Annotated in this window: 10 protein-coding genes; 6 read left to right on the top strand and 4 right to left on the bottom strand. The window is 59.5% G+C overall.

Translation table 11 applies throughout. The features are described from left to right. Positions 1 to 387, top strand: a 387-nt coding sequence (locus tag JKG68_RS19670) for a tachylectin-related carbohydrate-binding protein (RefSeq protein ID WP_202062934.1), incomplete at its 5' end; no start/stop codon positions are given. A 185-nt stretch (positions 388 to 572) separates the two neighbouring features. On the opposite strand, the gene JKG68_RS19665 is transcribed toward JKG68_RS19670, so the two are convergent. Then, the gene (locus JKG68_RS19665) at positions 573 to 1463 is read right to left on the bottom strand and encodes a caspase family protein (protein ID WP_202062932.1); all 891 of its coding nucleotides are present in this window, start codon (positions 1461 to 1463) and stop codon (positions 573 to 575) included. Positions 1464 to 1989: 526 nt separating this feature from the next. On the opposite strand from JKG68_RS19665, the gene JKG68_RS19660 reads away from it, so the two are divergent. After that, positions 1990 to 2947, top strand: a protein-coding gene (locus tag JKG68_RS19660) for an IS630 family transposase (RefSeq protein ID WP_281399162.1) whose coding sequence is annotated in 2 segments (ribosomal slippage) — positions 1990 to 2340 and positions 2342 to 2947 — 957 coding nt in all. Because the reading frame shifts where the segments join, the coding sequence is not laid out codon by codon here. 331 nt (positions 2948 to 3278) lie between these two features. Here the strand turns inward: JKG68_RS19660 and JKG68_RS19655 are convergent. Then, positions 3279 to 10685, bottom strand: a complete 7407-nt coding sequence (locus JKG68_RS19655; protein ID WP_202062930.1) for a SpvB/TcaC N-terminal domain-containing protein — start codon at positions 10683 to 10685, stop codon at positions 3279 to 3281. A gap of 597 nt (positions 10686 to 11282) precedes the next feature. Here JKG68_RS19655 and JKG68_RS19650 point away from each other — a divergent pair. Further along, positions 11283 to 11567: a nitroreductase family protein gene (locus tag JKG68_RS19650; RefSeq protein ID WP_202062928.1), complete on the top strand. Its 285-nt coding sequence runs from the start codon at positions 11283 to 11285 to the stop codon at positions 11565 to 11567. Positions 11568 to 12627: 1060 nt separating this feature from the next. Here the strand turns inward: JKG68_RS19650 and JKG68_RS34280 are convergent. Then, on the bottom strand, positions 12628 to 12762 hold the full coding sequence (locus tag JKG68_RS34280) for a hypothetical protein (RefSeq protein ID WP_281399164.1): 135 nt from the start codon (positions 12760 to 12762) through the stop codon (positions 12628 to 12630). Between the two features lie 440 nt (positions 12763 to 13202). On the opposite strand from JKG68_RS34280, the gene JKG68_RS19640 reads away from it, so the two are divergent. After that, entirely contained in the window at positions 13203 to 14579 is a 1377-nt protein-coding gene (locus tag JKG68_RS19640) for an aminotransferase class III-fold pyridoxal phosphate-dependent enzyme (RefSeq protein ID WP_202062926.1), read from the top strand. A gap of 169 nt (positions 14580 to 14748) precedes the next feature. Here the strand turns inward: JKG68_RS19640 and JKG68_RS19635 are convergent, their stop codons facing one another. Continuing rightward, the gene (locus tag JKG68_RS19635) at positions 14749 to 15795 is read right to left on the bottom strand and encodes a tartrate dehydrogenase (RefSeq protein WP_202062924.1); all 1047 of its coding nucleotides are present in this window, start codon (positions 15793 to 15795) and stop codon (positions 14749 to 14751) included. 171 nt (positions 15796 to 15966) lie between these two features. On the opposite strand from JKG68_RS19635, the gene JKG68_RS19630 reads away from it, so the two are divergent. Further along, positions 15967 to 17421: an NAD-dependent succinate-semialdehyde dehydrogenase gene (locus JKG68_RS19630; protein ID WP_202062922.1), complete on the top strand. Its 1455-nt coding sequence runs from the start codon at positions 15967 to 15969 to the stop codon at positions 17419 to 17421. Positions 17422 to 18234: 813 nt separating this feature from the next. After that, the gene (locus tag JKG68_RS19625; protein ID WP_202062920.1) at positions 18235 to 18951 is read left to right on the top strand and encodes an HAD-IA family hydrolase; all 717 of its coding nucleotides are present in this window, start codon (positions 18235 to 18237) and stop codon (positions 18949 to 18951) included. The last annotated feature ends 13 nt before the right edge of the window (positions 18952 to 18964 follow it).

Raw genomic sequence — 18964 nt, 5'->3', positions numbered from 1 at the left:
CGGCTGCCGGCGGACTGGGAACCGCAGCGGGTGGTGGACACAGGCTGGGGCCAGTTGGCAGCGGCGTTCTCCGGCGGCGCAGGAGTGATCTACCGGATCCAGCCTGACGGCAAGCTGATCTGGCTTCGTCACCAGGGCTACTGGAATGGAGAGCCGTCCTGGACGGGTCCGCGGGAGGTCGGCAGCGGCTGGGGGCAGTTCAAGCGGGTGGTGGGAACTGGCGAGGGCGCGATCTACGCCCTGGCTGAAGATGGGGCGCTGTTCTACTACGAGCACCGTGGCTGGCGGGAGGGCACGCCGGACTGGGCGCCGCGCCGGGTGCTCGGCAATGTCGGACCAGCACAGGACTTCTTCGGCCTCCTGCCGAACCCAAGATCGATCCAGTAGTATTCGGATCACGCCGAACCGCCAGCAGCCAGATCGATACTACGGGCACTTCTCGCCATTGCGCATTGGTCCGCGTGCTCGTGGCTACCGGACATGCAGAGGAGATGCGATGGCCTGATTAGTGCCGCCAGCGCCCTGGCTCGAGCGTTGCTGCGGTTAGACGTCTTGACCGAACCCGCACCCGTTTAGAACAACGGGATTTCACCGATTAGGTTATTGCGAACGAGCCACGGTGTCTGTCGCCCAGAGCTCGTTTCAACAACTTTACTCTTCACCACTCCGTAAAGCTCGCCAAGGTTGAGTGGACCTTTTTGTGCTCCGCTGCGAATGGCTTTCACAACGGCACTTGTAAACAGTCCTGTCCTTGCAGTCTGGTCCTCCAGACTGGCTTGCCTGCCCTTGGAGCCAGCAAGAATGAGAGTGGCGCCGCCTCGCCGGGTGAAGAGCGCCGACGCCAGATCGTCATTCGTGGCGAGAGCCTCACTGCCGGCTAGCCCGGAGTGGCAGGCATCTAGGAGCACGACTATTGGTCCGCGGGATTCTGCTAGAGCGTCCGTCATCTCTGACCATCTCATCGCTGTGTGTGTAAGGTCGTTCGCTTTGGTCCCGATGAAGGTCAGCATAAACTGCTGATCCGCTGTGGCCCCACGGCGGTTTACAACACCATGGCCTGCATAGAACAGGAGCAGCCGGTCTTCAGGGCCGGTGGCGTGCGCCGCCTCCCGGATTTTGTCGAAGACCAACCCGGGCGTTGACGCTTCCGGTAAGACCTGCGTCTCGACCTTGGCGATGAACCTGCCGGCGATTGATTTCAGGGCACCTGCAAGCCTTTCGGCGTCCCTGGTCGCAGCGCTTAAAGGGGGCAGTTCAGGATCCTTATAGGCCTGAACCCCAAGCAAGATGGCCCGTAGCGTTCCAAAGGGCTTGATGCGCCCTTCAGTCTGCACTCCGGCCGCTAGGCTTAATAGCCCAGCGGAGTCAACAGCAACAGCGGTGATCCAATGGCCCTTCCCAAGATTCGCAACTGGGAAAGTGGCCTCTGCTGTCTGTCCTACGATGAAACGGGTCTCGATCAAGCGCCCATCTAAGTAAAGCCTTATCGCCTGAAGGCTTCGGTGAGATTTAGCCGTTACTGTTACCTGCTGCACAACGCCCTCACTTGGGGCCGTCAGTTTCAAGGACGCAGTTGGTGGATCTGGAACGTCATCTGGCGAATGGAGTTCAGCCCCTTCGCTCAGAACCTTTCGAGCAAGCCCACTTGTGCGGAGCATAGCCTCAAACTGGTGGATCCGATATAACCCAGAGTGCCCAGGGAAGCGGATCTGAACTGACTGAGCGCCCTCGAAATTTGTATCGTAGAAGCTCCGGTTTCCCATTTTGGGGCAGCTCCGATCTTGATAGATGCTATCAAGCGGCTCTGCATGGTCAACATAGCCAAGCGCACTATCCCGATGTATGACCTCCCAATGCCCCGATTTGGTACGGCACGCATGTCACCTCATACGTTAATCGCGTTCCTTAGAGCACCGGACTGGAAATCCGACTCCCAGGGTTTTGGCCCGGTGCGATCTGTGATTCACTCGCTGGAACGGGAGGTGGATCATGGGTCATTGCTATTCTCTCGATCTTCGGGTGCGGGTCGCCACCTTTGTCGAGGCGGGCCATTCCTGCCGGGCGGCCGCCGAGCACTTTGACGTCAGCGAGAGCTTCGCTATCAAGCTGGTGCGGCGAACGCGGGACACCGGCTCGCCGGCACCAGCTCGGCAAGGCCGCCCGCCCGGAGGCGGCAAGCTGGTGCCTTACGAGACCTTCCTGATCCAGACGGTCGAGGCCGAGCCGGCCATCACCATGCCAGAACTCGCCGCAAGGCTGCTGGCTGAGCATGGGATCGTTGCGGCCCCGGCGATGCTTTCGCGCTTCCTGTGCCGGTGCGGCTTCAGCTATAAAAAAAGCCCTGATGGCGGCGGAGTGCGCACGCGCCGACGTGCGGGATGAGCGCCGAGTCTGGCGGACACAACGCCAAGCCCGCATGCGCGAGCAGCCGCACCGCTTGATCTTTCTCGATGAGACGTACGTCAACACCAAGATGACGCGCCTGCGTGGGCGCTCTCGCAAAGGCCAGCGCCTGCGCATGAGCGCCCCCTTTGGACACTGGAAAACTCACACGTTCATCGCAGGGCTACGGTGCCATGAGCTGTGTGCACCGTGGGTCATTGATGGCCCGATCACCCGGTTGGCGTTCGAGGCTTACATCGAGACGCAGCTCGCGCCGACGCTGCACACAGGCGACGTGGTGATCCTCGATAATCTGGCGGTTCACAAGAGCGGGAAGGCCGCGCAGTGTTTGAAACGGCGAGGTGCTTGGTTTCTGTTTCTGCCTGCTTATTCGCCCGATCTTAATCCCATTGAACAGGCCTTCGCCAAGATCAAGGCGCACTTGCGTAAGGCCGAGGCCCGAACGTTCGACGCGCTCTGGCGAGCGCTCGGCGACATCTGCAACTTGTTTGAGCCGCACGAATGCTGGAACTTCCTCAGGGCCGCCGGATATGCGTCCGTTTAACCGTCCGATGCTCTAGCGCACCCCCTGCTGCGGAGCATCGCTGAGTCGGCGATGAGGATAGGGTCGCGTGGGATGTGCCTCCGGCGAGCGCGAAGAAACCTGCCCTAGAGCGTTCACGCGACAGTAGGAAGAAACTTGAGCAGGCCTTTGCCAAGATCAAGGCGCACCTGCGCAAGGCCGAAGCCCGAACTTTGGATGCACTCTGGCGAGCGCTCGGCGACATCTGCAACTTGTTCGAGCCAGACGAATGCTGGAACTATCTCAGGGCCGCAGGATATGCGTCCGTGTAAGCGTCCGATGCTCTAGGCAGACGTGCTGGTCTCCACCAGAGCTACGGTGGCAATAACCTGGGAGGAGCAAGCCAGTTCGGCGGCTGGAGTTGGAAGCACGCGCTGCTGTAACACCAGGAGTAGACGGTCGGGCGCTGCGGTGGAGCCAAGACGAGGGATCGCGGCTGCCCATATACGTTCCTGACGTCGAAACCGCGGAATGGGCCCACAGCCCTATCCTGGCGGAAAAACTGGTATTCATAATGCCCCGGCCCAAACTCACCCGCAGGGGTGCCATGGGTTCCGCTCCACCAGTCCGCCTTGGTGCCTGTGTTGTTCATGATGACTTCCATGTCTTGGCGCGCCTTGCTTCCTGCCGGAGCAGCCGTGTCGTATGTAATGCGGTTCCCGTTGAAGCGGATCACCCGGGTTGACTTGGCCCCCTCCGGGCCGACGACCCAGATGCGGGTTCCGGGGCTCGATTCGGCGCTGACGGCCGCAAGGCTCTCGGCCTCAGACACCGCAGGGGCACTGCTCCGCATCGCGAAGGGATCGACCTTCAGCCCGCTGGTCATCGCCTGACGCAGGCGGGCGGCGGCCCGCATCTCGGCAGTCACATGGGAACCGGCCATCGTGAGGACCATCAAACCCCCTTCTGTAGCGCTGGCAACATTCTGGGACAACTCAGTGTCCGTTTCGGGCGCAAGGCTCATGATCGCGTCGGAATACAGATTTGGGTTCACACCGCGCAGCTTCAGCACCAGCTTTCCACCGGAGATGGTCATTGCAGCGTCAACGGTATGAGCCACAAATTTTACGGCGCCTGCTTGGATGCCCTTCTTTGATTCCTTAGCCGCATAGGCATCGGCGTGCTTGTTGGTGTCATACTCCGCAAGACCTGCCGATGCCTTCTCGGGTTCGGCCGCTCCCCCGGGCTTGAGCCGCGCATTGTTTTCTGCCGCACTTTGCTGCGTCTCCAGATGCAGTCCTTCCTGCCGCTGGGCGGAGGATGTCGCTCCAGCATCGAGCTCGTCGTCAGAGTGCGCTTGAGTGCCCTGCGCGTCCTGCAGGGTGACCGGATTATTGGATACATACGCATACAAGTTCAGCCCGTCGACGATCGACAAAGGGTCGCAGCTGATCCAACGGCACAGCCAGGGGGCGTAGTAACGGAGGCCATGGTAGGTGAGCCCGCTTTCTTCGTCGCGCTCTTTGCCACAGTAACGAAAGCGCTTGCGTGCGAAGCCGCCGAACGTCGTCTCTCCGAAAGGCGTGTATTCTTCTCGGTTCACCCATGCGCCGGTTGTATCGACCGCAACATTTGCACTGCGCAGGTCACCGAGATGGAAGATGACGGCCGGAGAGGCATCATCGGGAAATGGACTGCCGATGCGAATGACAGCCACGCGCTTCTGAGCCTCGAGAATGTGAAGCGAGTTGTTCTCGTGAATGGTAGTCCCGCTGATACGGCGGTGATATTCGATGATCCCACCGATATAAGTGGTGGTTGAGACTGTCCCGCCCTGCCGGCGCGTCAGCTTCTTCACACGCTGGCCAGAGACGTCGTACAGGTACTGGGTGTGTAGGCTGGGTTCGCCGGTGCCCGACTGCACGCGGAAAGCTTTCAGGCGATCGTCGTGATCCCATTCAAAATGGCGAGCCGTTGTTTCTTCGACCAGATTGCCGCCCACATCGAAGAAATGGGTTTGCGGGAGCGACACCGGCGGATCAATCGCGTGGGTGAGACGATCGCCTGTAGCATTTTCCCAGGCCTCCCCCGTGGCGAAGTGACTGGCCCATTGTTGCTGCCATTGCGCGGGACCAAAGCCAGCTATGCCGAAGCGGCGCACCCAGGTACTGGTCCCGGCACTATGTCGCAACGAGACAAGATTTCCAGATGGATCGTAGCGATATTCCTCCGCGTATGCGCGTGTGAGTTGCGGCGCATTGTTCTGCCCCGGTGTCCCATGCCCGCCGGAGTTGAACCCGCCCCACGGATTATCCGCCCATGGCCGCGGTGCCCCAATGCTGGTGCTCTCGCGCCCGGTGGCCCGGACGAGGCGATAGACAGAATCATACTCGAAGAGGCGGTGGAGAGCATCCGGACCGTCGAGCGTATCGATTACGCCGGAGCCCGGGGTCCGATCAGAAATCCGGATGACGTTGCCCACAAGGTCGTGCTCATAGGCGAGATCTTGCACGGGTTCGGCGACATCGATCGGCCGCCATATGGGCGCCGGTCCGGCTAAACGCTGATAGCGCCCGGTCCAGCAGCGTTTCAGCCGGGATGTATGGGGATCGTGAGCATAGGTGGTGAGCAGACCGTTACCATAGACGACCGCTAAACGCTGACCTTTGTTGTTATAAGCGGCGAACTCGACATAGACCTGACCGTCCAGGGTGATTTTCTCAATTGCACCAGCGCGGTTGTAGCGTGGAACGAGGGTGCGCCGGCGACCCTCGACGTCCCTCGGATATACGAGGCTCTTAACGCGCCCCAATGCGTCGTGTGTGGCCGAGGTTTCGTACTGGGTCGGGTCCAACTGCGCGGCGGCATACGTCTCGAATTTTATCCCCGATGGTGGCTGCCAGTTTGACCGGAACGCAGGCACGTGCCAGTCCGCCGGCGGCGCCGAGAATGCCACCAGCATGACCTCGTCTCGGATGACCTGGCGTGATTTGTCGAGAACCTGACCCTTGAAGTCGTACAACCTGAACGTCAGCAGTCCTGCTTCATCGTATTGCCGGAACACCTTGCCCAGGCGGTTTGCATCGCGCTGCGCCGCGCGCTCGACCGCCGGCTGAGCCGGAGTGCCGCCGTCACCGTATTCGGTTCTCACCCGCAGCGTCAGCTGCTGTTCTTGGCTGTCGCGTGCCCAGACACGGCTCTCTCGGTTCATGCGATCATACGCAACAAAGGTTCGAGCGCCTCTCGCATCATTGTACTCGATCTTCTGACCGGCGGCGTCGTATACAGTCATGCGAATGCCGGCATCCGGGCTCGCCAATCGAAGACGTCGGTTGGCGTAATCGTACAGGTAGTGGACCGCACGGCGTCCCAACGTGTCCGTGATCGAGAGCACGTTGCCACGGACGTCATAGGTTGATGTCGTACGCAGCTCCTCCACAGGAGCCCCATTGGATCTTCTGTGGCGCGCCACTGTTTCGACCGTGCGCCCAAGGCTATCAATGAGTACGCTCGAGGGCGTGTTCCAGTGGTGCCTATAGCCCAATGACGTAGTCGGATGGGTACGACCAGCGTTGTCGTTCGCGTCGTAAGAATAAGCCTCCCATGGCGTGGGCTCGAAATCGTCCGGATCATTTAGATTTGGTGCGGCGATCGAGCCGGGTACGCCGGTCACCACACGCTGTTCGGAGCCATCCGGATTGATCATTTGGACGGCGCGGCCGATGGCGTCGTAGTACGTTGTGCATCGGTTGTTGAACACGATGTGGCCGAGGCGGACGGACTCCGCGTCCGGCGGAACAAACTGCCACCCTGTGGAGTAGAAAGGCTCGTACCTTTCGACAGGTCGCCCCTTGTTATCGTAGACCTGAGCCCCGCTGACAAGCACGTTCGGCGGGTCGGCTGCAGCGCGGGATCGACCTGCCAAATCCCAAGGCGCGACCGTCTGATCGCCGGAAAGGTTTCCTGCTCCGAACGGTGCATCACCGTAGAGCAGGTCGTCGGCTTGGCTCCGGACCTGCATGATACGTCCGAATCCGTCAGAGTATTCATAGCTCTCCAGAACGATGTCGCGTTCAGACTGAGGTACATCGGTGTCCGTCTCGTGATGAACACGGCGCCGCGTGTGCGTAAAGATGGGCTTCGGGTTCCCAGGGGCGCTGTGCTCGAAAGCATGGAGCCCGTATTCGATGGACAAGCTCGGCCTGGTGGAGTCACCCTCGCCATCTCGCCCATGCACAAACAACTCCTTCAAAAGCCCCAGAGGAGTGAGGGAGCACTGGGTGGCATGGCCGTTCGGGTCGACAACCCGCTTGGGCTGCAGGAGACGATAATCGTGAACGGCGGCCGTCTGCAAGCCGACGGCGTCCGTGATCGTGGTCGGTAGGATCAGGTAAGGCACGTCGTAGGCAGCCGCAGTGTCATGGCCGAGCGCATCGCGTGTCACCACAATCAGCCCTCTGCGGCTGCCGGGCCGTTGGAAGTCGTAGGCCCGTCGCAAGGACGCCACATAGAAACCTGGCGTCCAGGGGGGCGCTGAGCGCCAGATATAGCCCGCATGCGGCTTGAGGAGGGCAATAAATTCAGCTGGGTAGTCTACAGGCCACGAAGTGTTGTCCTGCGGAGCGAAGTACGGCGGCCGACGCACGTTATACGCCTCATCGAGCTGTGGCTCGGTCATGGCCAAAGACTCTGTCCGAACCAAAGCCCCGAACTGCCCGACCTGCCCGCACGCCTCGCCCTCGAACTCAGCGCCGTCATAGAACTGCAGCGCGTGCGCCATCAATTCCAACCCAATGCCCGTGACGGCGCGACTGCGGACTTCCGCGACAGTTCTGCCGGACGTATGGGTGATCGCGTGACCAACGGACTGGCTGACGCGATTGTGGATGTAGATCCCCGCATCAATGGGTGTCGCGTACGACGTAACAGTGCGGGTGGCGAGGTAGCCCTCGCTCGGCCGGTCCTGCTCGGCGCGCCATCCGCGGGGACAAGCGATCTCAATCTGCACGCGGGGCTGTCCGAACGCATCATAGTCTTCAGTAAAGGTGAAGGCCGTCATCGGATCGGTACCGCGCTCCCATTGGGTGGTACGCAGACCTACGGTATGCGGAAAGAAGATTCGGGGACGCTCGCTTGCGGTCTGCGGCTTGGCTTCCTCGCGCAGACCGTAGGCGTACTCGCTCACGTTGTAGGGACGGTCCGCACGCGGTGAACCGTCGAGCGCGTACAACTCCGAACGCAATACACAGCCTCGCAGCGCGCGCAACGCATCCCGCTTCATGCGGCGTGAATTGGGGGCACTCGGAAGCCCCCCGAGGAACTGATTCACGCCTTGGGTATGGCCGAGGATGGACGGGTCGCCAGCCCAATACTGATCCGACCAGTCCGACTCCTGCCATTCCCCCAGCTCATCGCCCACGGCACCTTGGTGAAACCACGTACGGGTCAGCGTCGGTGGAGAAAAATGACGGCGTTCCACCCCGACATAGGCCGCCTGCGCACCGTGCAGGCCTGCGCTGTTGTAACGATCGAAGGACTCCGAGTCGATCTGTTCGACCATCGCAAACCCGTGGAAGTCACGTTCGGCCCCGTCCCAATAGCCGTTGTGATACCGGTATGCCGTGGTGAGTTTGCCCCCCGAGAGGGCATCCAAGACTTCCATGCGAGCGACGACTTGAACCGGAAACGGAAGCGTCGTCACCCAGCGAGTTTCAGGCCGTTTCTCGTCCTCCAGAAAGAAGCGGGTGGATGGGGAGTACTCGATCTTTGTTGTGGCGCCAATGTGGTTGTCGATCTCGTTCAGCAGGTACGGCTTGTGCCCGCCAATGAAGTCCAGATACAAAAGCTGATTGGGGCTATCAACGGCGAAGTCCCGGCTCCAGAGCAGGCCTGCAACCCCGGTCCCCACAACATCAACCAGTCGCACCGTGTCGGCATCGGACAGGGCCGGCGTTCCGGTGATCGTGATCGGATTGCTCCAGCTGTTGCCGCTGCGGTTGACCCACAGGGTCACACTGCTCGCGTCAACATACACAAGATCAGCGAGACCATCACCGTCGATATCTCCCAGCAGGATCCGACGGGGTTGATAGTGGAACGGAAAGCTTGGGCTGCCCTCCATCCGAATACGCTTGCCCCAGTTGCCATAGCCGAGGTTTGGCCAGTATTCGATGCTCCCGTGGTGGACAAGCACGATGTCCTGCAAACCGTCACCAGACATATCGGCCCAACGCACGCGGGGGTCGGACAAGGTGATATCCGGGAAATCATCGAGAGCCTTCCGCGGAACTTGCCGTGTGCCGTGCCAGCCCTTGTCGGGATGGTTGAAAAAGCATTCAAGGCGCGCCCCGAACTTGACGGCATCTACGATGCCGTCGCCGTTCAGGTCGACGAGCCGCACTTCCGGATCATCAAGATTGAAAGTCGGAGCATGCCGATAGCGGCGGAAGGAACGCTGATCCCACATGCCTCCGAAACGCAGTGGGAAGTAGCCGGACAGAGGCTCTCGGGTGACGAGCAAATCCGTCCGGCCATCTCCGTCCGCATCGACGATCTGCACGCCGGGATTGCCCAGCGTCAGGCCGGCGGGGGCGTCCCTCATCGTGCGGGGCACATCGAACATACCGCCGAGGTTGCGCCAGTAGCGCGTTGCGCCGTTCATTTCCAGAATGTCCGGCAGACCTTGGCCGAAGAGATCGACCAGCGCCATGTCGGCGTGTGTCAGCGAGCGTCCCGGGAGTTGCTTGCCCCCGAGAGGAAAGAAGTCCCGCCTCTCCGGCTCGAAGCGGGAGTAGCGCAGCCCGAGCGGCGGGAGGGACTGGGTTTCGTTCCCATCGTGACCGGTGACGGTGATGGTCGACAGCAGTGAAACGCCGTTCGCAGGGGCAGAGTCGGGCCGCGCGGCGTCCTGATCGGCATAGCGCAGCTCGACGGTGCGCACGAGACGGTCGCTGCCGGCGTGGGTGCGGACAACGATCCGTCGACAACGCTTGCGGGTGCGGATCTCGAACCCTGCCCGGTAGTGCGAAAACGAGTCCTGCGGCCGCTCCTCGTACTCGAATGTGACCGACACGAGGAACATCGTCTCGCCTTGGTCGGTGTAGTCACCATAGCGGATTGTTTTAAGGTAGAGCTGATCCCAGTGACGCGGGCCCTCTGCCACGCTGTCGCGCTCGTACTCGTACTCGATGCGGTTGCGGAACGGGTCCTCCGTGCTGGTCAAATGCCACGAGAAACACTTGCGGCGATTGGCGGGATCGGCAATGACGGCCTGGTCCGATCCCAGCCGGGCCGGCGTTCCGTAGAAGCTGACGACGCCGTCTTTGCTGCGCACCTCCCAGTAGTCGCTCGCGGCATCGCGGTGGCGAAGAATAAGTGCAAACAGGCCTTCCGTGCGCGGGCGGTACTGTGTCGCCCCCCCAACCACGGATGCCACTGGAACGAGGTCCTCGGCCCCACTCAGGACGAACACGTCGCCGACGGCATTCGAAGTGCGATCGTTTCCGTCGTAATCATTGTACTGTGGAATGGAGTGGGACGTCTTTCGGCTTATTCCAGGAACACTCAAGCTCCAGCCGAGGCCGAACGGGCCGTTGCCCTTGCCGGTGCTGTAATCGAGACTCAGCTGGGGCTGGAATCCATTGCGCCCGCTGGGCAGCGCAAGCGGAATCGAGAAGTTGCCTGTGCCGGTGTGCAGATCCGGCGAGAACTTCTCTCCCAAGCCACGCAGCGCACCGCCTCCCGTTGGCAGTGAGATGGTTGGATGGTCCTGAGCGCCCATGCTGGCCCTGCCTTGAGTGCCGTAACAACCGAGCGAGTACAAGCACAACAACTATCTGGACGCATTGTCCGAGAGTACCAGTATACAAAGCTGGAACAGGAGGCCATGCGAGGGACGCGTGCAGGGCAATACACTGTTTGTTGCATAAATTGTACACCTGAAGTTCCGGTAAAACAAGGTGAGCGTCGTTCCTTGTCCGGTCCGCAGCTGTGGTGTCACAGGGGATGTCAAACGCATATCGGTCAATCAGAGTGTGGACGATGGCTTCTCCGGCTTGCGTCCATCGCTCTGTGATGACGGCCTTTGCAAGGCGCTGACTCCACGGATGGGCCAGCACGATACCGGGCCGTTCTTTCTCAGCCGCTCGTCACCGTGGGACCTCACCGACGAGGCGATTGGAGATGCAGAGCTCATGGCGCTCTTCGAGGCCGCTCGCTGGGCTCCCTCATCGCAGAAGTGCAGCCCGAGCGTGTCCACTAAGGTCGTGGGGAAGACGGCTGAAGGACCTGCGTGCCCGCCTGTCGAACACCAACCGCTCCTGGACTATCCCAGCTTCGGCTTTGGTGGCCTTCGTCTCGAAGGAAACGATGGACTTCAGTGGCGCCTTATCCCTCGCCGACGCACAGCTTCGACACGGGTGCGGCCTGGATGTCCTTTGCGCTCCAAGCCTATCTGTCGGGCTGGCATACGCACGGCATGGCTGGCTTCAACCACGACCGGCTGCGCACGGTGCTGAACGTGCCGGACGGGTACGCTATCAACGCGATCGCGGCGATTGGAAGGATCGGCGATCGGTCAATGCTCACGGACGCTCTCAGGACACGGGAGATGCCGGCCGATCGCGAGCCGGTTGAGAAGCTGATTTTCAAGACCAGAATGTGATCGGGTCCTGCCACGGAGACCTTGTCAGATACTGGAGAAAGGGGCGTGAGAGGCGCGTATTTGTGTGGTCAGCCGATCAGCCATGCCTCCGCTCCCTGCTCCGGCGCATCCACCAGGACAGAAGGTTGCATAGAAGCCTGACGATTGGTTGCGTTGATGGTGCGACAAGCGCCGGCCCGTCTTGATACGCAAATATACGCTGTCGAGACGGCAATGCAGCGAGTGGCCCGCGCCTCGCACGATTGGACGGTGGTGGAGCCGCTGCGGAGGCGGGAACTGCTGCCGGGCCGCATGGCCGGGGACTTGTGCTGTGATCGCCTCTGGCATGCTCCCACCGGGACGATCCATGGTTGGTGCCGCCACCGCCATGCAGGGCGCTCCAGCCGTGGGGATTGAGCACCGCGGCCGGGCGCCATCATCGCAGACAACATTGAGCAGCATCTAGTGCGATCCCTTGGCCAAGAGCAGACCTCGCAAGAATCTGAACCAGCATCGGAGCGAGCATGTCTATTACATTCTCCAAATCGTGAGCTGGACTTGGAGCTTGTTGTTTGGCGTGGCCCACGACCCGCAGTGCGACGCCGATCTGTATGCCGATTACTGGCATCTCGCGATTCAAGCGGTTCCGCCGACCGGAGAGATCGAAAGGAAAGGCCATTCAGCTGACCGTCATTCCAAATCCGCAGCTACTGAGGTAGTTTTGCATGACTCTAAAGATCCTTGCTATGACTCACATCGTTCAACCAAGTCATGAGTCATTTGATTGAATTCCGAGACATTTTCCGTTAACTAGCTCAGAAGGAAAGGGCTTTCCCACAGCAAGCGAAAATGCTTTGGACACAACGGCTTCAGCGCCTTGCCCGAAAGTGGGAAGTCTATGCGGGCATCAGTGCTCAGATCTCGTATGATCCAGCTTACGATGCCATACCACATAGCAGCGCGCATCCTACTCTCAAGCCGCAGTTGTTTCTTGTTGACCTTCATTATCCCAACGTTAGGTCGAAATGTGAGTTACTTAAACTCCTCGCTGAAGCGTAGCATTTGGGTTAAGCGGGACAGATTAAGGGGCCGCGGGCCTCAGGCTGCCTGGATGACGAGGGTGGCCGCGGCCATAGGCATCGCGCTTGACCAGGACCGTCTTGATGTAGTCGTAGAGCACCTCGCGCGGCCCGCCATATTCAACCCGTAATTCCACCTCGCACCGGCGGCAACATGGGGCAGGGCTGCGCACGAGCCTTCGATCCGGATCTTTACCGCAGACGCAACGTGATCGAGTGCTGTGTTGGATGGCTGACAGGCTGCCGATCCATCGCCACCCGGCACGAAAAGCTCGCAATCAACTTCTCCGCAATGGTGAAGCCCGCCTTCATGCGCCAGTACCTGCGGACAATCAGGCCGTCAGATAGAATTCAGTAGAAGTAGGCATTAACCCTGGCTGTGTACAAACCCAAACCCGCGATCAGGCTATCCCTCGCTAAATGGGCCATCTGTCTCTCACCTGGATCTGAGGCGACGCACAGCATAAAGTTTTGCCCTGACCCGTCTCACCATGTGCTGGGTTTCGCGGGCCACAGGTAAACAGGGATTAATGCTAGCCGCATGAGGCATGATCGACACTTCATAACGGAGCTCCCTATGATTTCCAACGCCCTTGTCGAACTCGACCGCCGTCACCTCATACACCCGGTCACCTCCTACCGCACCCACGAGGAGCATGGTGCAGTTGTGCTGACCTCGGCCTCGGGTGTCCACGTACAGGACGCGGGGGGAAATCGTTATCTCGACGGGTTCGCTGGCCTTTGGTGCGTGAACGTCGGCTATGGCCATCAGTCAATCGTTGAGGCAGCTGCCAAGCAGATGGCTACACTACCCTATGCTACAGGCTACTTCCACTTTTCCAACGAACCCGCAATCCGGCTTGCGGCCGAACTGGCCGAGCGGGCACCGGGTGACCTGAAGCATATCTATTTCACGCTAGGTGGATCAGATGCCGTCGACAGCGCGGTGCGTTTTACGCAATTCTATTTCAATGCCATTGGGCAAGGTTCGCGTGTCAACTTCATCTCGATGGAGCAAGGTTACCACGGCTCGAGCAGCACAGGAGCAGGACTGACCGCACTCCCCGTGTTCCACACCGGCTTCAACGTGCCACTGCCCAACCAACATAAAATTCCCTCCCACTATAGCTATCGTAATCCGCTGGGCAGCGATCCAGACACTATTATCGCTGGATCGGTCCAAGCCCTTAAGGAGAAGATTGCTGCTCTTGGTCCTGATACTGTCGCTGCATTCATTTGTGAGCCGGTGCAAGGATCGGGTGGGGTGATTGTGCCACCGAAGGGCTGGCTTTCCGCCATGCAAGCGGCCTGCCGTGAATTGGGAATTTTGTTCATCATAGACGAGGTGATCACCGGGTTTGGTCGACTAGGACCATTGTTTGGATCCGAGATCGAGGGTCTGACGCCAGATATTATCACTGCTGCCAAGGGGCTAACATCCGGCTATGTCCCTATGGGCGCCGTGTTCCTTTCCAACAGACTTTATGAAGCCATGGCCGATGCCGCAGGACCGGCAGCAATAGGTCACGGCTTTACCTACTCCGCCCATCCTGTCAGCGCCGCAGTGGGACTGGAAGTGCTCCGGCTCTATACTGAGGGCGGTATCCTGGAGAACGGCCAGAAATCTGGCCTCCACTTAATGTCGCAGCTCCAAACACTCGCTGACCACCCGCTGGTCGGTGAAGTGCGCGGTATCTCGATGCTGGCAGCCTTGGAGGTTGTTACCAATAAAGCCACAAAGGCGCTGTTCACGCCCGAGATCGGGATCGGCGCTAGGATGGCTCAGGCAGGGTTGGAAAATGGCGTGATTTTCCGCGCTTTCCACAACGGCACGATAGGTTTGGCGCCTAGCCTGAACTACTCCGTCTCAGATATTGATGAACTCGTCGCGCGTGTGAAGGCAACGCTGGACCAAGTGGCTGAGCAGGCCGAGGTCCGAGCTGTTCTCGAGTGATGCGGCAGAGTTGCTGCCCGTGTCTGCTGCGCGGAGTAACCGAGCGTATCACGCGAGAGCACAGAAGTGAGGGCTGTAAGCTGACAGAGTTTGCCGTTTAGGCAAACTCTGTCGATGGTGGTCATAGGAATGGGGCAAATCGCCAATAAATGGCGACTGCCATAACTTGTCAGACGCCAAGATTGCCCAGCACGGCTTTCGTGATCGCGTCGGTCCGGTCACGACCTGGCGTGGCGCCAATGCCGGCGGCCGTTGTGGCTTCTAACGCGGCCATAACCCGTGACGCCGCTGCACCTTCGCCCAAATGCTCAAGCATCATTGCACCGGACCAAATAGCTGCCATCGGGTTCGCAATGCCCTGGTGCGCAATGTCTGGAGCCGAGCCATGCACGGGCTCGAACATCGATGGAGCCGATCGATCGGGGTTGATGTTCGCGGAGGCCGCGAAGCCGAGGCCTCCCTGAATCGCCGCACCGAGATCAGTCAGGATATCGCCAAATAGGTTTGAGGCCACAACCACGTCAAGGCTTTCTGGGGCTATCACCATCCGCGCCGCCATCGCGTCAATATGATAGCGGGTGACGTCGACATCGGAGTATTCACCCGCCAGCTGGTCAGTCACCTCGTCCCAGAATGTCATGGAATATTTTTGCGCGTTGGATTTCGTCACTGAGGCGAGCTTCTTGCGCCGCATCCGTGCTTGCTCAAACCCGAAGCGCAAGATGCGCTCCACCCCCGTGCGGGTGAAGATCGAGGTCTCTACCGCTACCTCATCTCGTGTGCCCTGATGCACACGTCCACCAGCGCCGGAGTATTCGCCCTCCGTGTTCTCACGGATACAGAGAATGTCGAAGTTTTGGGCTTTTAAGGGGCCAGAGACACCGGGTAAAAGCCTGTGAGGACGTATATTGGCATATTGTACGAAGGCCTTTCGGATCGGGAGTAGAAGCCCGTGAAGCGAGACGGAGTCCGGCACTTTTGCAGGCCATCCGACTGCACCCAACAGGATTGCATCGAAACCGCGCAGCGTCTCGATCCCACCCTCAGGCATCATCCGGCCCGTTGCGAGATAGGTCTCGCAGGACCAGTCGAACCATGTACCCTCGAAGCCGGCGCCCTCGGCTGCCCCAGCCTTCGCCACAACCTCCCAGGCGGCGCGGGTCACGTCGACGCCAATACCGTCGCCGGGGATAACCGCAATGCGATGGGTCCTCATGTCGCTCTCTCCCTCTCAATCAACGGACAGAGATACCATGGAGGATCAAAGATGAATCCGTTGAATTCCGATGATGTGCGAAAGCTTCTGCGGATAGGACAGGCCACAACAGTTGAATCGTGTCGGCGCGGACAGATAGGTTGGGAATAATGTTCTGAAATGGGGAATGTGATGGTCGGCTTGAATGACGAAACCCTTTTCCGCCAAGCGAACCTGATCGGCGGTGAGTGGCGAGATGTTGGCAATGGCCCAGCTGTGATGGTCACTAATCCGGCAACCCGTTCCGTGCTGGGCACTGTGCCAGATAGCGGCGGCGCCGAGACGCGCGCCGCGATCATTGCTGCGGAAGCGGCGCTGCAGGAGTGGAAGGCCCGCACTCATGCTGATCGTGCCAAGCTGCTGGAGCAATGGCATACATTGATCGCCGCCAATGCTGAGGATCTAGCCCGCATTCTTACATTAGAGCAGGGCAAGCCTCTGGCCGAGGCGCGCGGCGAGATCGCCTATGGCAATGCGTTCGTGAAATGGTTTGCAGAAGAGGCACGCCGCATAGGCGGCACCATCATCCCGTCGCCTGCGCAGGGTGCTCGAATTCTGGTAACCAAGGAGCCTGTCGGTGTCTGCGCGATCATCACGCCCTGGAATTTTCCTAATGCGATGATCACCCGCAAGGTGGCTCCGGCACTGGCTGCAGGCTGTACCGTTGTTATAAAACCCTCCGAATTCACCCCATTTTCAGCAATCGCGCTGACGGTGCTAGCCGAGCGCGCAGGCATTCCCGCTGGTGTGATCAATGTCGTAACCGGTATGCCAACAGACATTGGCGCTGAGATGACTTCGAATCCTGTCGTGCGCAAGCTGTCCTTTACCGGCTCGACCCGTGTGGGTTCGATCCTGATGCGCAACTGCGCCGATAGTATCAAGCGCCTATCCCTGGAATTGGGCGGGAACGCACCGTTCATCATCTTCGACGATGCCGACCTGGATCTCGCCGTCGAGGGCGTGCTGGTATCGAAATTCCGCAACGGCGGTCAGACCTGCGTCTGCGCTAACCGTATCCTGGTTCAATCCAAGGTCTATGAGAAATTTGCTGATAAGCTCGCCAAGCGGGTGGTATCGCTCAAGGTTGGTGATGGCACTGCCGATGGCACGATGATTGGTCCTATGATCAACGAGGCTGCAGTCGAGAAAATCCAACGACACGTTGCTGATGCGATCGACAAGGGTGCGACCGTGATCACCGCTGATCATCCTCGCCCGAGCGGCTCACAATATGTTTCGCCGGTTGTACTACGCGATGCCAAGACCGACATGCTGTTGGCACAGGAGGAAACCTTTGGTCCAGTGGCCCCGCTCTTTCGCTTCGAGACTGAGGCCGAGGCGATCGCCATTGCTAATGGCACACCGTTTGGGCTTGCCGCCTATTTCTATACACGTGACCTCGCTCGCTCATTCCGTGTGAACGAGGCCCTTGAATTTGGCATGGTGGGGCTGAATACTGGGCTGATCTCGACCGAAGTAGCTCCCTTTGGAGGGGTGAAACAGTCGGGCCTCGGGCGCGAGGGTTCTCAGCTCGGAATTGAGGAATATCTCGAGATTAAAGCGCTGCATATCGGCGGCCTATGAAGCAGCACTCGTTGAACTAGAAATACAAACGGTGGGCTATGAGGCCCATCGCATTTCCTGTTGGCGGGCTCCCGAACGCGATGCGGCTGCCTTGTCAGAGCAAGGGGAGTGGCCGGACATTCTATTGGTGCAGGCAAGTCTTCTTTGACCTGCGAGCTTTCGCGGGCGAGCGCGTCGTTCAACGCGGAAAAAGGACGTCGTTGTTCCGGGTGGGGTGGTTGTCACCTCCTAACGTCGGCAACAAACGTCGGTCGCGGCCTCACCCTTTCAAGCCCTGCAATCTAGATTCCCTCGCCTACGTCGCGCGACCCGTTACTGCGGACTGCGGGAGGACATGTCGGCGCGAGCGGCCCTACTCATCGGGCCAGCCTCACCGTCGAGGGCATCTGTTATTCAGGTCGCCGGTGGTCTATTGCAGGGGATACCTCCAGCTCAATAAAGCAGAGTGGAGCTGGATTGCCGTTCGGCATCAGCGTCCTGGCGGAAGAGGGCTCAGGCCAATGCGCAAGCCTGCCTGACATATCAATTGTCTACTCTCAACGGCAGGCACAATCTAATTGCACCTATTGCAAGGCAGCTTGGCTGGCATGGAGCGCTCCCGGACCGGGGACTGCCAGCTCCATTCAACCTGTTCCTTCCACATCATGCAAATGCGGTAGGCTCTGTCAGCGTGTGCGTTCCTATTCTGCCGTTAAGAGGGCTCGAAACAGCACCTTATGCTTTATATCCTGGGCGAAAGGCGACACTCTGGTGTGCAAGCTGGCCCAAACTGGTCTCGCCAGACAATCGCCGCTCCAGAGGGGTATTCGGACCATGTCGTTTCGCCAGTTCAAAGCTTTGACTTTCGATGTTGTCGGCACACTCATCGACTTCGAGAGGGGAATCATCAATCACATCCGTAGCGTTGCCGGTGATGCGGCACAGCATCTCAGCGATGACACGATTTTGGAAGCTTATCGCTACTCGCGGGCTGATAAATCATCAGGCCTGTATCCGGATGATCTTGTCCGCGTCTATAAAGACATGGAAAAGAAGCTTGAGCTGCCGCATGTTCCCGGCGCAGCCGAAGGTCTCAAAGAGTCGGTAAGGGATTGGCCAGCGTTTTCCGACTCCGTTGATGCTCTCAAGCGGTTGCGCAAGCATTACCGCCTTGTTGCCATGACGAACGCCCGCCGGTGGGCGCTAGACCATATGGCAGCTACACTTGAGCAACCCTTTGACGAGCGCATCACAGTAGATGATGTCCGTTTCGAGAAGCCGGATCCGCAATTCTTTGCTTTCGCGCGCGGGCGTCTCAGCACAAGCGGGATCTTCTTCGAGGACATCCTGCATGTAGCCCAGAGCCAGTATCACGATATTGGCGTCGCAAAGAAGATTGGCTACACTGTAGCCTGGATTGAGCGTCGTAAAGGCCTCAAAGGTTTCGGTGGAACGCTGGAAGTGCCGGAGCTCACTGAGCCCGACTATCACTTTGCCACCCTGAGTGAGCTGGCTGACGCTGTTGAGGCGGAGCTCGGTACCCGTAGCTAATGTGTGCCGGGGT

Origin of the sequence: Microvirga aerilata, assembly GCF_016743775.1 — a bacterium.
GTDB classification, from domain to species: domain Bacteria; phylum Pseudomonadota; class Alphaproteobacteria; order Rhizobiales; family Beijerinckiaceae; genus Microvirga; species Microvirga aerilata.
This window is presented reverse-complemented; position numbering and strand designations above follow the sequence as displayed.